Origin of the sequence: Mesorhizobium sp. M1E.F.Ca.ET.045.02.1.1, from assembly GCF_003952485.1 — a bacterium.
In the GTDB taxonomy this organism is placed as follows: Bacteria; Pseudomonadota; Alphaproteobacteria; order Rhizobiales; family Rhizobiaceae; genus Mesorhizobium.
Genome location: NZ_CP034447.1, coordinates 404,068 through 417,097 on the forward strand (window position 1 = coordinate 404,068; position 13,030 = coordinate 417,097).

Annotated in this window: 11 protein-coding genes and 3 pseudogenes; 12 read left to right on the plus strand and 2 right to left on the minus strand. The window is 59.1% G+C overall.

The window, feature by feature from the left end; translation table 11 throughout:
• Nucleotides 1–55 precede the first annotated feature (55 nt).
• The 10 genes and pseudogenes from EJ070_RS01880 (at nt 56) to EJ070_RS01915 (ending at nt 8,610) form a co-directional block, all read left to right on the plus strand.
• Nucleotides 56–235: a hypothetical protein gene (locus EJ070_RS01880; protein WP_126038139.1), complete on the plus strand. Its 180-nt coding sequence runs from the start codon at nt 56–58 to the stop codon at nt 233–235.
• Between the two features lie 513 nt (nt 236–748).
• The gene (locus EJ070_RS01885) at nt 749–1,618 is read left to right on the plus strand and encodes a CoA ester lyase (RefSeq protein WP_126038137.1); all 870 of its coding nucleotides are present in this window, start codon (nt 749–751) and stop codon (nt 1,616–1,618) included.
• 834 nt (nt 1,619–2,452) lie between these two features.
• Nucleotides 2,453–3,706: an acetyl-CoA carboxylase biotin carboxylase subunit family protein gene (locus EJ070_RS01890; protein WP_126038134.1), complete on the plus strand. Its 1,254-nt coding sequence runs from the start codon at nt 2,453–2,455 to the stop codon at nt 3,704–3,706.
• 362 nt (nt 3,707–4,068) lie between these two features.
• Nucleotides 4,069–4,776: a hypothetical protein gene (locus EJ070_RS36095; protein WP_189350317.1), complete on the plus strand. Its 708-nt coding sequence runs from the start codon at nt 4,069–4,071 to the stop codon at nt 4,774–4,776.
• A gap of 219 nt (nt 4,777–4,995) precedes the next feature.
• The gene (locus tag EJ070_RS01900) at nt 4,996–5,175 is read left to right on the plus strand and encodes a transposase (protein WP_281015653.1); all 180 of its coding nucleotides are present in this window, start codon (nt 4,996–4,998) and stop codon (nt 5,173–5,175) included.
• Between the two features lie 428 nt (nt 5,176–5,603).
• Nucleotides 5,604–5,930: pseudogene (locus EJ070_RS37385) on the plus strand (transposase); the annotation flags it as partial.
• Nucleotides 5,931–5,952: 22 nt separating this feature from the next.
• A complete protein-coding gene (locus tag EJ070_RS37390; protein WP_281015655.1) occupies nt 5,953–6,234 on the plus strand; it encodes a transposase in 282 nt (93 codons plus the stop codon).
• Complete coding sequence (locus EJ070_RS36845; protein WP_245455129.1) at nt 6,158–6,664, plus strand: hypothetical protein; 507 nt, start codon at nt 6,158–6,160, stop codon at nt 6,662–6,664. The genes EJ070_RS37390 and EJ070_RS36845 overlap by 77 nt, the downstream gene beginning before the upstream one ends.
• Nucleotides 6,619–7,054: pseudogene (locus EJ070_RS01910) on the plus strand (transposase); the annotation flags it as partial. The gene EJ070_RS36845 and the pseudogene EJ070_RS01910, both read left to right, overlap by 46 nt.
• Before the next feature lie 338 nt (nt 7,055–7,392).
• Complete coding sequence (locus EJ070_RS01915; RefSeq protein WP_126038125.1) at nt 7,393–8,610, plus strand: acetyl-CoA carboxylase biotin carboxylase subunit family protein; 1,218 nt, start codon at nt 7,393–7,395, stop codon at nt 8,608–8,610.
• Between the two features lie 594 nt (nt 8,611–9,204).
• On the opposite strand, the gene EJ070_RS01920 is transcribed toward EJ070_RS01915, so the two are convergent.
• Entirely contained in the window at nt 9,205–10,005 is an 801-nt protein-coding gene (locus EJ070_RS01920) for a transposase (protein ID WP_126038122.1), read from the minus strand.
• Between the two features lie 696 nt (nt 10,006–10,701).
• Between EJ070_RS01920 and EJ070_RS01925 the strand changes: the two genes are divergently transcribed.
• Nucleotides 10,702–11,103, plus strand: coding sequence for a transposase (locus EJ070_RS01925; RefSeq protein ID WP_281015654.1), 402 nt, complete (start codon nt 10,702–10,704; stop codon nt 11,101–11,103).
• A gap of 73 nt (nt 11,104–11,176) precedes the next feature.
• Here EJ070_RS01925 and EJ070_RS01930 read toward each other — a convergent pair whose 3' ends face one another.
• Nucleotides 11,177–11,503 (minus strand): hypothetical protein, encoded by a 327-nt coding sequence (locus EJ070_RS01930; protein ID WP_126038116.1) that lies wholly within the window; start codon nt 11,501–11,503, stop codon nt 11,177–11,179.
• 176 nt (nt 11,504–11,679) lie between these two features.
• Between EJ070_RS01930 and EJ070_RS36850 the strand changes: the two are divergent.
• Nucleotides 11,680–12,475: pseudogene (locus EJ070_RS36850) on the plus strand (IS110 family transposase); the annotation flags it as partial.
• Between the last annotated feature and the right edge of the window lie 555 nt (nt 12,476–13,030).

Below are 13,030 nucleotides of genomic sequence, written 5' to 3' on the forward strand. Positions count from 1 at the left end.
TTTTGAATTGTTAATCAGAGCTCGATGCACCGGAGGTAGCCGTTCTCCAACAGGAGTGCAGGGGCAAGATTTCGGCCTGAACCAGTACCTACAATCCATCCCGAGTCCGGCGCTGGTCAAATATAGTTTCGCGATTGATTTATCTGAAATTCAGATGGCAAAAATGCTGGCGCCGCCCATTACCGATCCGGTGGATTTGATTGGCTCTCTTGCTACTGTTGCAATGATGAGTTGAGGCAAAGAGCTCTCGACGAATTTCGAACGGTCGGCTGCGAACTTCGAAGGGCTGTCAAGGCGACCAATCCGTGATCCGGCTGTGCGTGCGTTGGGTATTTTCGCGTGCTGGTCACCCGCAGCCCAACATTAGGTAGGACAAGAACTGCCTCACGCGGCTCAGCTGCAGTTGCGTGGCAGCAGAGTTGGATTTTCCGTTCTCGAGGTGCTCGAGAAACGTGGCGATCATGTCGGCGTAGAGTCTCCCAGCTTGTGCGCGGCGACCACACTGAGATCCGCTTCCTCTACTTGGCGGCCGTCTTCTGCAAGATCCGGGTTGCGCCTCGCCCGCGCCTCGGGCTCGTTCGCCTATGCTGCATCGCTCCATGGCCGCCTCTGTCGTCATCTAGATCGCCCCTCAAGAATCGCGCTTCCATCTGGACTCCAGATAGTTGACGACAACAAAATATGTTTGACGATCTCAACAGGCAAATTGACAATCCCGCTTAACAAAGGACTTGAGAAATCAGTGGCCATGAACCAAGCCGAGGATGTCCATTGGCGCTCACTTCTCTTCGTTCCGGCAGACAACGCGCGTTATCTGGAAAAAGCACGCACTTCTCGAGCCGATGCCATCGTTCTCGATCTTGAAGACGCTGTTCTGACGGAACACAAAGCGGAAGCGCGCTCTGCGGTTCAAGGCATGGCCAGGAGTGTTCGCACCGGCTCACGAGACGTCCTTGTGCGCATCAACCGGCCCTTGTCATTGGCCGTCCGCGATATAGAGGCCGCCGTCTGTGGCCATGTCAAAGCGATCGTGGTGGCGAAATCTGCCGGCGCGGGGCATCTGGCGCTGCTGAGTGAGGTTCTCGATGAACTAGAAGCTGCGTCGGGCCTATCGCGGGGTCATACAAAACTCTTGCCTCTTATCGAAACTGCCGAGGCCGTAGCTCGGCTGGAAGAGATCGCATCCTCTCCGCGTGTGATAGCGATCGCATGCGGCGATGAGGACCTCGCCGCAGTGCTGGGGTGCGATCCGAACTCGGAAACCGTCATCGCGGTGAAGTATCGGCTTGTCGTAGCCGCGGCCCTTCGGGGAATTCGGCCGCTCGGCCTCTTGGGCACAATCGCAGAGTTTCGGGACATCGAGAAGTATCGCTCCTTCGTCCGGCGATCGCATGATGCCGGATTAAAAGGGACGTTGTGCATCCATCCTAGCCAGGTGGACGTCGCGAATGAAGGCTTTGCGCCAGATGACGAGCAGCTTGAGTATGCGAGACGCGTCGTCGAGGCCGCTGAAGTTGCTCGCAAGAGCGGTGCGGCAGCCGTCGCTCTAGATGGAAAGATGATCGACACACCTGTGTTACGCCGCGCCGAGAATGTGCTGAAGGCTGTTCAGTTGTAAGCCCGATGCCAGGCGGCATTGCATTCCACCCCTTCTAATCACTGAAAGTTGGCAATGTCTTTCATTCGCTAGCAGGTTTGGTGACCGGAGGGCAGCCTCAAGTCCCTCAAGCATCGCGTTCGCAGCAGCACCTTTCGGTAACTCTTCTAGTCGGGGTCGGAGAAAATGGGCAGGGTGGCCAGCGCAGATGGGGATCCAATTTTGCCGGCGACGTTCGAGCCGGTCGAGAACCCGACCTTTCGTTCGATCTGGTTCCCCAAGCCGGTTTCCAGCTCGGACTCGAAAGATAGTGTGTTGACGTGTTTTCAGAAGTGCCAACTCTGGTGGCTCGACGCTGCCACGACACCCGGCTCGGACCATTCGGCGGTTCATCTCTGCGGAGGCTAAAGTTTACTGTGACTCTCGACGTAAATATCGAGAACGAACTGCCTCTCTTCGCTGATTTCGAATCACGTGGGGCCGCCTCACACGGTAGTTGCCGTGCCAGAACATGGTGCGGTGCAGAAGCCGGCATCGCGGCTCCTCGCCGTGATCAGCGCCCCGCGCACAAGTCTTCGCGTTCAAATCTAGATTGTCGACCGACCATTCAAGATTTCTCACTTTTCGATTAACAGCGCCGCACACAGCGTCACGATTGCAGAGCGGATCGTGACGCGTGCCACACCGCCGTGACCAAACGTTGCAGCAAATTCTTCAAATAACGTTCGCAGACTCTTTGCAACTGCAAATGGCTGGGACTGGTAATACGTTGACCTACAGTCTGAGCCAGGCACGGCTGAAACAACGGGTTTCGCTCGGACCGTCACACATCACTCAACGTTGGGAAAACAGCCAATGGCAACAAGAACGCTCATCCTGATTGAAGGCACAAGGGGTAATGGTCCGCTATACGTTCAAGCGGCCCAGCGCCTTGGTCTTTATACAATTACCCTGTCCGCTGATCCAGCTCAGTACGACTATCTTGCGGCGGGAAGCTTTGAGGCGATACGTGTGGACACAGGCAGCCTCGATGCGCTGATCCGTGAATGTACCCGACTATGCGTGACCTATGACATCGCTGGTATTACGACTGCCACGGAGTCGTTCTATGCGACGGTTGGGAAGCTCTGCCAGCACTTCGCTTTACCGGGACCCAACCCGGCATCGGTTGAACGATGCTGCGACAAATTCGTTCAACGTCAGCTCCTTGCGCAGGCCGGCGTTCCAATACCTGAATTTCGCTTGGCAGTGGATGCGGCGGACGCAGAAAGCTCCGCCGTGAAGATCGGCCTCCCGGTTATTCTTAAGCCATCCGTTGGCATCGGCAGCAGCGGCGTCCGTTTGTGCTGCAATGTCGACGAGGTAACCGAACATATGACCTATTTGTTGGGCGGAAAGCACATGTGGCTGTCTTCACAAAAGCAACGTAAATGGCAGTCCTCGCCAGGAATACTGGTCGAAGCGTTCGCACAGGGGCCCCATTATATCGCTGAGATAATGGGGAATGAGGTCATTGGAATCAGCGCCGCTGGCTTCGGTCCGCCGCCGCATTTCGTCTTTCGTGAGTTGACCTTTCCGGCCCTGCTGACTGAGGACGAGAACAAACGTATCGCCGCTGTTTCACTGAACTGTTTGCGAGCTCTCGACCTTGGCTGGGGGCCAACGTGCATCGAACTCCGGTGGACGAAGCTTGGCCCAGTCGTCATTGAAGTCAATCCGCGTCTTGCTGGCGCGCCCGATCCTCAGCTGATTCAGCTGGCTTACGGTGTCGATCTCATCTCCGAGCACATCAAGCTTGTCATCGGCGACGAATGCAATTTGAGCAGGAGGCGTTCGCAGACTGCGGCTGCGCGTATGTTAGTCCCTGATGACGATGGCACCCTCGACTGGATAGATGGAAACAGACAGGCGGCTGCTATATCAGGTGTCGCCGAGGTCAAATTATATGTTGAACCCAAGACGCTGATCGTTAGGAAAGGCGATGACCGAGACTGCCTCGGACGTGTTATGGCCGTCTCACCCAGCCCTGCCCTGACCGCGGCGATTCTCCAGCGTGCCGTCGATTCAATTCGTTGGTCCATCACACCATCTCCGATGCTTGGCGAATAGGAACAATCTGCTGATAGAGACGCATCGGAGTATGGGTACGCTGCGGATCAGGTGACCCATAAGAATTGCTCCGCGAGGGATGGGCTACATGCGGCGACCGTAGCAACCACGCAAACGGCTTGTGGTTCGCAGGAGATAATCGCCTTCTATTGGTCTGAGCTAGATGGATCCGCGCTTTCCCCCGGGGAAGCACTTTTGTTGAGGTCTGGACGATGCAAGCGGCAACACGAAGGATCGGCATATGACTAGCAGCGCGCAAACATGGCCAAGAGTGCGCGGCGATTGCGATCGTTTGCGCAGCAGATGCAGCTGGTGGGTGCATTTGGACGCCCATTCGAGCAATTTTTGAAGGAGATGCATCCATGTCATCGCAGACCCCGCGTTCTCTAGGAATTCTGAACCTCGAACGGGGGCTGCAGCCTGGCGCCCCGCCCCGCAAGCCGAAGCCCGGATCGATGCTGAATCCCGCCACCTTCGACTTCCCGATCATATCGGAAACGGTGGCGGGAGCTTGGGCGGATGTCGTCATCCGCGGAGATCCAACGCTCGAGTCGGCCTGCATCGCGGCCGCCCGGCGCCTAGTCGAGCGAGGCGCTGTGGCAATAAGCGCAAACTGCGGCTTCTTTATCCGGCATCAGGCAGCGGTGGCCGCGTCGGTGAACGTCCCCGTGGCGACATCAAGCCTGCTTCTGTTACCGATGTTGCTCCGCCAGTTGCCGCGGCCCGCCAAGATCGCCGTCGTGGCCGCCGACTCGACGTGCTTGGTCGAAGACCTGCTCGGGGTTGACGATCCGACCGATCGGGCAAGGGTTGTCATCGGCGGCATCGAAGGCGGCAAGTTGTGGAGAAACGAGATGATGCGTCCGCCACTCCCGACCGACGTCGTCGATATTGAGATAGATGTAGCCGCCTGCGTCGCGCGACTCCGCGCCGCGCATCCGAAAATCGCGGCGATCCTGTTTGAATGCACGGCCTTCCCGTTAGTCACGCCCGCGATCCGCAACATCATCCGATTGCCCATATATGACATCACCACCCTCTGCCGGCTGACGTTCGCGTCGATCAACTGACGCCGTCGTTGCATGCCCCCAAGACAGGCCGTTGTGCTGGCAATACGTGAGGTTGACCAATATTTCGGGCATGGTGCGATTGCCGGCTTTGACGAAGCCGGTGAGCACGCCATGTTCTGTAAACGCAGCCCAATCCATCTGGCGCGGCATGAAATGGGCGAGAAATGATGACAGGAAGGAGCCGAGAAGCTTGCGCTGTCAATTTGTATGTCTGCGCCTATGGCTCCGGGCGCGAATGTGTCGGCGATCGCGCGACAGGCTGGACTGGCGACCTCGCAGCTGTTCGGCTGGCGGCGCAAGGCGATCAAGAGCGGTGCGGTCACGCCGCAGCGGGATGCGGATCGGCTTGGCTTTGTCGGGGTCACCCACCCGGCGTCTTCAACGGTCGAGATCTGTTAGGCGATGTGGCATTCGGGCTGGCGCCGATGTCGGCCAGGATCATTTGGCCAGGATTATTCGCGCGGTCCGCCTGGCATGATCCCGGCCAGCGTGAAGGTGTTTGCCGCCAGCCATCCGGTCCGTTTTAGAAAGGTCCCGACGGCCTTATGGCACCGATGGTGCGATTGCTGGCTCGGACCGTTATGCGTTGGGCGAGTCTATGCGGTGGAGCCGGTAGTGTGCTGAGAGTTCTGCAATTCGCTTGAGAGAGGGCGGTCATGGCAGGCTGGTGATTGTTCACGTCACCTGATTCCCGCGAAGGAACGCCACCATGACCAAGACAGAAGGTAAATCGACCAGCGCTGCCGTCAAAGACATTCTGCTTTTTAATACTACAGTTGTTGATCAGTTGATTTTGTGATTCCCTTCGCGAGGTTATGGAGGGAATCATGTCTGTCGCGTCGTGGTCAGGGTCTTTGTTGGCCTGGGAACAGGAGCTCTCGGCGCTGAAGGCGCGGGTTGGGCGGGCGCTTCCTCGTCGTGAGCTGCGGGAGACGGGCACAGATTTCCTTGACGGCCTTCTTTCCGGCATTGAGCGCAAGACCGGCTGGCTGATGGGAGAGCAATCCGGAGCGGAGCGGCCTTATCGGGTGCAAGCGCTGTTCGGGCGCAGCCACTGGGACGCGGATCGGCTGCGAGACGAGGTTCGCGATTATGTAGTGGAGGCGTTGGGCGATGCGGATGGCGTCCTGATCGTCGACGAGACGGGATTTGTGAAGAAGGGCGATCGTTCCGCCGGTGTTGCGCGTCAGTACTCGGGAACGGCGGGCGGATCGAGAACAGCCAGATCGGCGTGTCTTGGCTTACGCGAGTCGCTACGGTCAAGCGCTGGTCGATCGTCGGCTTTATCTGCCGCAGAGTTGGACAAAGGATCGGACGCGGTGTGCCAAGGCGTCATTTCCGGAGACGGTCGAGTTTGCGACCAAGCCGAAGATGGCGCGCCATGGTCGAGGCGGCGCTCGATGCCGGCGTCCCATGCGCTTACGTTCTTGGCTACGCTGTCTACGGGGCGGACAGTAGCCTTCGCCGGATGCTGGAAGCTCGCGAGCAGCCCTATGTCTTGGCGGTGCGAAGCGCTCACTTCATGCGCCGCCGGGAGGATCGTCGGTTTGATGAAACCTCGCCCGAGGAACTGGCCGGCGAACTCGCACCCGAGGACTGGGCCTGTCATGCGGCAGGCGAAGGCGCCAAAGGGCCCCGGCTCTACGACTGGGCCCGTATCCGCCGCCCTTGGACGTCAAAAGGCGGCTTCGAGCATTGGCTTCTCGTCCGCCGCAAGCGATCGACATCCGGAGAAGAAGCCTACTACCTGATCTTCGCCCCGCCCGGCTCCTCCTTGGCCGAGCTGGCGGCAGTGGCCGGCCTGCGTTGGGCGATCGAGGAGTGCTTTGAGCGCGCCAAGGTTCGGAGCGAGCCCTGGTGGCGACGCTTGCGGAGATGTATGTGCTAGGGGTCTCGACCCGCAAGGTCAAGGCGATCACCGAAGAGCTGTGCGGCCATGCCTTCTCGGCCTCATCGATCTCGGCCATCAACAAACGCCTGGACGAGAGTTTGAAGGCGTTTGCCGAACGCCCGCTTCAAGAGCCTTTTGCCTTACCTCATCCTCGATGCCCGCTACGAGAAGGTGCGTGAAGCTGGCATCGTCATGAGCCAGGCGGTGCTGATCGCAGTCGGCATCGACTGGGATGGGCGGCGCCAAATCTTGGCCGTCGAGATGGCCAATCGCGAAAGCCGCTCGGCCTGGAAGGACTTAGCCCTCAGGGGCGTCGAACTGGTCGTGTCCGACGACCATGCCGGCCTTGTGGCGGCGATCGGCGAGGTGATCCCGGAAGCGGCATACGTGCCGCGTGGCCAGCGGCAGGTGCATAGGCCACCAAATCTCTTGGCCCAACGCCTTTGAGCTCGCGTTCAGCATCTCGTTCACGATGAACCGGCCGTCTCATCAAACTGGCTTCCCCGGAAGCATCCAACCTTGGAAATTGATCGAGAAGCTCCATGCTACGCCGGGGGGCAACCAACGTTGCAACAGATCCTTCATACCAATTCACAGAAATTTTGCGACCACACACCTCCGCTAATAGTACATTAACGGCAAAGTCTGAGGTCAGGGACAGCTTAAAGCTGATGCCGATTTACGCTTGGACCGCGCACCAGCATGCAATATCGGAGCAACAGCCAATGGCAAGAAGAGCGCTTATCCTGGTTGAAGGTCATCGGGGAAATGGTTTGTCATACGTCCAAGCAGCCCAGCATCTTGGCCTTCATCCAATTACCTTGTCGGCCGACCCAACTCAGTACAGCTATCTTGCTGCGGAAGAGATCGAGACTATCCTTGTCGATACAGACAATCTCGATGCTTTGATTCGCGAATGTTCTCAGCTACGTGCGACCTATGACATTGCTGGGATCACGGGCGCCTTGGACTCAGTCTATGCGGCAGTCGGCAAGCTCTGCCAGCATTTCGATCTACCGGGACCGAACCCTAGATCGATTGAACGGTGTAGTGACAAATTCACTCAACGTCAGCTTCTCGCGGGGGCTGGCATTCCAATTCCTGCTTATCGCTTGGCAGCGAATGCAACCGACGTACAAAGCTCTGCTGCGGAAATCGGCCTTCCGGTGATTCTAAAGCCAACGGTAGGCAGCGGCAGCAGGGGTGTCCGATTGTGCCGCGACGTCGATGAGTTAACGGAACATACGGACTATCTGCTGGGCGGGAAGCACACATGGCGGTCTTCACCGAGAATACTGATCGAAGAATTCGCACAAGGCCCGTATTATTTCGCTGAGACAATGGGAAATGAGGTCATTGGGATTGGCGCCGGTGACTGGGGCCGCCCACCGCATTTCGTTTGTCGAGCGATGACCTTTCCGGCCCTGCTGAGCGATAACGAGCATAAGCGTGTCACCGATGTTTCGCTAGGCTGTTTGCGAGCTCTCGGCCTTGGGTGGGGTCCGACGAACATTGAATTCCGGTGGACGAAGCTTGGACCAGTCGTCATTGAAGTCAATCCGCGTCTTGCTGGCGCGCCCGAGCCTCAATTGGTTCAACTGGCTTACGGTGTCGATCTCATCTCCGAGCACATCAAGCTTGTCATCGGCGACGAATGCAATTTGCGCAGAAGGCATTCGCAGACTGCGGCCGCGCGGTACCTAGTTCCTGATCGCGATGGCACTCTCGATTGGATTGACGGCCACAGTCAGGCGGCTGCTATACCAGGTGTCGCCGAGGTCGAATTGTATGTTGAACCCAAGACGCCGATCGTTAGGAAAGGTGATGTCCGAGACTGCATAGGACAGATCATCGCCGTTTCACCCAGCCACGCTCGGACCGAAGCGATAATCCAGCGTGCCGTTGACTCGATTGATTGGTTGATCACGCCGGTGAAGTCCTAAACTTGCTTCTCTACTCGGCGTGTTGAAGTCGAGCGCTTGCGAGCTTTCCGCTTCGCCGGCATCTGATGTTCTTTCGCGGCTTTTGCTTCTCTACGGGATTGGCGCTCAGGCCCTCCCTCCATGGGATTCAAGTGAACGAGGTGAGCAATCTGGAAAGCGTCCTGCCGAAGCGGAACAAGCAAGTTTGCGAACTCACCTCATTTGTTGTCCGCGAGGGACAATCGTCCCACCGGCAAGTGGGAACTTATCGTCTGGCTCCTTCCGGCTTTTACATTTCCTCCTTCATCAATATTCCCCTCTCCGGTTCGACCCTGCGGCCATCTTCACGTCCCGACCTTCTGCGGCTGGCCGCCTTGCGCAGTGGTCGTCAAGGGTGGGTCCCGACAGCGCCATCGCGTAGGGACTTGGCGCCCTTTACGAGCGCGAGCACGGCGGCAGGCTAGGTTTGGTTCGGCATGAGTTCCTTCCTGGTCCAGCGGAACTGTATTCCGTCGCTCCACATGCGATGCATGATCACCGCCAACCGCCGTGCAAGCACGACGATTGCTTTTCGCATGCCACGCCGCTTGACGATATTATCGACCAAGCCTTTAGTCACGACCACTTGGACACGCGCGCCAGCAGGACCTGCGCGGCTTCATAGAGCAGCGCGCGCACCATGGCGTCGCCGCACAGCGAGATGCGGCCGACCCGGCGGCTTTCGCCCGACTCACTAAGCATCGGTGTCAGGCCCAGGACCGGGCCAACAGCTTTGAAGCTGCGGAGCGGATCGCAATGTCCATGGTTGCGGTGTAGGCTAGCGCCGCGACCGGCCCGACCCCCTGGGACCGTCATCAGACGGCACCTCCCATCCTCCCGAGCGAGCACCAGAACGTTTCGGTGAAGGGCGGCAAAGTGCTGGCGCAGCTTGCTTCGTGCATCGAGCAGCGGCTCAAGGAGCTCGATCAGGTCGGGCAGGCCTTCGGCGAGCTCGTGGATGCGTTGCTCGAATTTTGCGGCACTGACCATGCCCACCTTGAGCCCCGAAATTGCGCAGATCCCGCGGATGTCCTTCTCGATGGCAATCGCCCTGTCCTGCAGCAGCTTGCGTGCCGACAGCAGTGCCCGACGTTTCGCACCATCTGGGCACCGCAGGAATAGATGCGATCGGATTTGTTCGGCTGGGCCTGGAGAAATGCCTTGATGTGCCGGGTCTCGATGCAGATCACCGGCAAGCCAGCTTTGGCAAGACGCTCGAACAGCCATTGGATAAAGGTCCGGCTTCAAGCCCGATCCGCTCAAAATCCCAAGCAGGATCCTCGAGCACCCGCGCAAATCCACGGGATGGCTTGCCACTTTCATTGCCCGGTACACCTTGCCTGCTTCATCGATGATGCACACCGCCGGCTCTTTCACCGAGCAGTCCAATCCGGCATAGTGTTTCGCGCTGCAATCCTTTCCTGATGCTTGTGGCTGTTCCTCACAGACCACGTTTATGATCAGCTCGAGCGCAGCACCTCAGCCAGGCGTCGTCACCAAAGATGAGGCTCCGAGCCGAATACCCCATCTGGAAATTGAGGGCGGGTGCATGACGATGGAATATCGGCATGGACGCGCACGCGCCAATCCCTTTCCGACCTGATTATGAAGCTTGCGACCCGCCTGATCCTGGAGGAAGCACTGGAGGGGGAAAGCCGGGATGCGGTCGGGCGGGACTATTACGAACCCGGCGCCGAGCCGGCCAGGGTTACCGCAACGGCCTGCGCAGCGGGCGCCTTAAGACGGCGGAAGGCTTCGTGGAATACTCGGCCCCCGCAGGTGACGGGCCGCGGTGTGCCGTCCGGCGAGTATGTGAAGGGACGCACGGAGGCGCTCGAGGACCGCGCGGTGGAACTGCTGGCACGCGGTCTTTCGGTGCGCGAATTGAGGACGCCTTCGGCGATGAACCGGGGCGGCTGCTCCTGTCGAAAACCGCGGTCAGCGAGACCGGCCGGCAGACTACCAGGAGTTCGCCACGCGTGATCTTGGCGAATATGAGATCGCCTATCTGTTCGTCGACGGCATCGCGTAACGGATCCGCTCCGGGCAGAAGCGCCAGCCGGTGCTGGCCGCCTGGGGTTTACGGCATCTGGCGCCAAAGTACTTCTGCATCTGATGGCGGGTTTCAAGGAGGACGCCGAGACGGTGAGCGCATTCTTCCAGGACATGCGCGGCTGCGGGCTCGGCGATCCGCTGCTCGTCGTGTGCGACGGGGCAGCCGGCATCATTAAGGCGATCGAGACCTGCTTTCCGCGCTCGGAGCGTCAGCGCTGCCTGGGGCACCGGATGCGCAATGTCGCCGCCAAGGTGCCGGCAGACCGCTGGCCCGAGTTCAAGGCCCGCGCCACCGCGGCTTATCAGGCTCCCTCGCGCGCCATTGCCCGCGATCTCGCCGCCGGTCTGGTGAACGACTACGAGGCCCGAGCGCGGCCGCCTGCTTCATGGACGACTTCGAAGCGGCAATCGCGCATCTGATTGCCGAGCACTCACCGCCGCCATCAGTACCACCAATCTTCTGGAACGTCTGTTCGTCGAGGAGCGGCGCAGGCTAAAGACCCTTCCCAATGCCCTCGGCGAGAAGCCCGTTCTCAAGCTTATGTTCAGCGCCATGATCCGAGCTACCGAGCGGTGGCGGGCAATCAGGATCACCGATTTCGAGCGCCGCCAGATGACCGCCGTCCGGCACGAACTCGATCAGGAATACGAGACCCGAAAAAAAGGGCCTCGACAAGAAAGCAGCGGCAAAGGAGCCCCGCCAGAATTTATCCAGCAGTTCCCGGACTTGACCAGCTGCGACGGCACGCCTGATCAGAAAGCTCGCTTTCGGCGAGACACCCTTCTGCAGTTCATTACACCCGCAGATCCGAGCATACATGGAATCCTGCGCAGGTTCATAGTGGCTCGCCCGGAAGATACGGGCACTTGGTCAAGGTGCGCTTGATCCCCGCGCAATTCGTGAAGATTCCATGAGGAGGAGACGCGCGCGCCTAACTCGGAAGAGTTGGGCCGCTCACTTCCTCGACGGAGACCTTTGCCATGCAGGCTGCCAGAATGACCACCGCACATACGCTTGCGACCGTTGGGTGCGGCGCGATTTCCGTTTCTCTGGAGCTCAGCCGCTCAACGTGGCTGGTGACATTGCGGCCCCCGTGGGATCCAAGCTGTCGACGCAACAGGTGCGGGGTGGGGATATGCCGGACTGCTGGAGCGCTTTTCGGATCTGCAACGCCATGTCCGCCGCCGGACCGGCCGGATTGTCCCATTGATCGTGATCCAGGAAGCCGGACTGGACGGGTTCTGGATTCACCGCGGCCTGATCGCGGAAGGGATCGAGAGCCACGTCGTTGACCCAGCTTCGATCGCGGTTTCGCGCAGGCATCGCCGCACCAAGACAGATCGGATCGACGGGGGAGGCGCTTGTTCGCACACTCATGGCGTGGAAAGGGGCGAACCGCGGGTCTGTTTGATGGTTTGCGTACCGACACCGGAAGAAGCGGATCGTCGGCGCCTTTGCCAGAACTGAAGACTCTGATCGGAGAGACTATCCGTCATGTAAACCGGTTGAAGGGTCTGTTCTTGTCGCAAGGGACGGCGGGTACGATCCTCTGAACAATGACCGCCGGGATCGCCTGAAGGCTCTGCGCATAGGAGACGGGCGGCCGCTTCCGACATCTCAAGACGCTGGCCCTGCGCGAGCTGGAAGTCATCGAGCTGCTTAACCGGCAGATCGAGGCCGTGAAGGCGGAGCGTGATGACTCTTGGAGGCTCCGGCCGCCAGCTCCGCACTGGAGCCGGTTCGGATGTTGCTCGAGCTCAACGGCGTTGGCCCCGGTTTTGCCGGCCCTTGTGATCCGAAGCCCTGTTCAGGAAATTCGCGAATGGAATTCTGGTGCAGCCGTTATTTCGGCGACCGCATGTGAGCTTAAGCGCGCAGGTCGACTGCGACACGCGTTTGCCAACGATGACCTGAAAATCCATACTTGATCCAATCCTCCTCATGTGAGCCTTATGTGGAGTCGAACAAAAACGACATCATCGACGCTGAGGCGATCGTGGAGGCTACGGACGCGGCCGGTTCATCACCGTGAAGGAAACTGATCAGGTCGATCTTGCGCTGCACCGGATCGCGACCAGATGATCGACTCGAGGACGCGGTTGATCAAACAGATGCGGGCTTTCTGCCTCGAATACGGCGGCCTTTGCGTCAAGGCGCGGGATTGTTCAAATTTGATCTGCGGACGCTTTGAATGACGAGGAGAACGATTTGTCGCCGACTGCTGGGCGATCTAAACACCGATCTCTCTCGCCTTGAAGAGCGTATCCGCCAAGTGACGAAGGAGAGATCGAAGCGATTACCGATCGAGAGGAGGTGGCACGCCGACTATGACAATCCTGGTATCGG

Bases quoted from the DNA above. Each gene is read 5' to 3' on its own strand.
- EJ070_RS01915 (WP_126038125.1), top strand. From the start codon at position 7,393: ATGGCAAGAAGAGCGCTTATCCTGGTTGAAGGTCATCGGGGAAATGGT.
- EJ070_RS01900 (WP_281015653.1), top strand. From the start codon at position 4,996: ATGGCTCCGGGCGCGAATGTGTCGGCGATCGCGCGACAGGCTGGACTG.
- EJ070_RS01930 (WP_126038116.1), bottom strand. From the start codon at position 11,503: ATGTATGCTCGGATCTGCGGGTGTAATGAACTGCAGAAGGGTGTCTCG.
- EJ070_RS01890 (WP_126038134.1), top strand. From the start codon at position 2,453: ATGGCAACAAGAACGCTCATCCTGATTGAAGGCACAAGGGGTAATGGT.
- EJ070_RS36845 (WP_245455129.1), top strand. From the start codon at position 6,158: ATGGTCGAGGCGGCGCTCGATGCCGGCGTCCCATGCGCTTACGTTCTT.
- EJ070_RS01885 (WP_126038137.1), top strand. From the start codon at position 749: ATGAACCAAGCCGAGGATGTCCATTGGCGCTCACTTCTCTTCGTTCCG.
- EJ070_RS36095 (WP_189350317.1), top strand. From the start codon at position 4,069: ATGTCATCGCAGACCCCGCGTTCTCTAGGAATTCTGAACCTCGAACGG.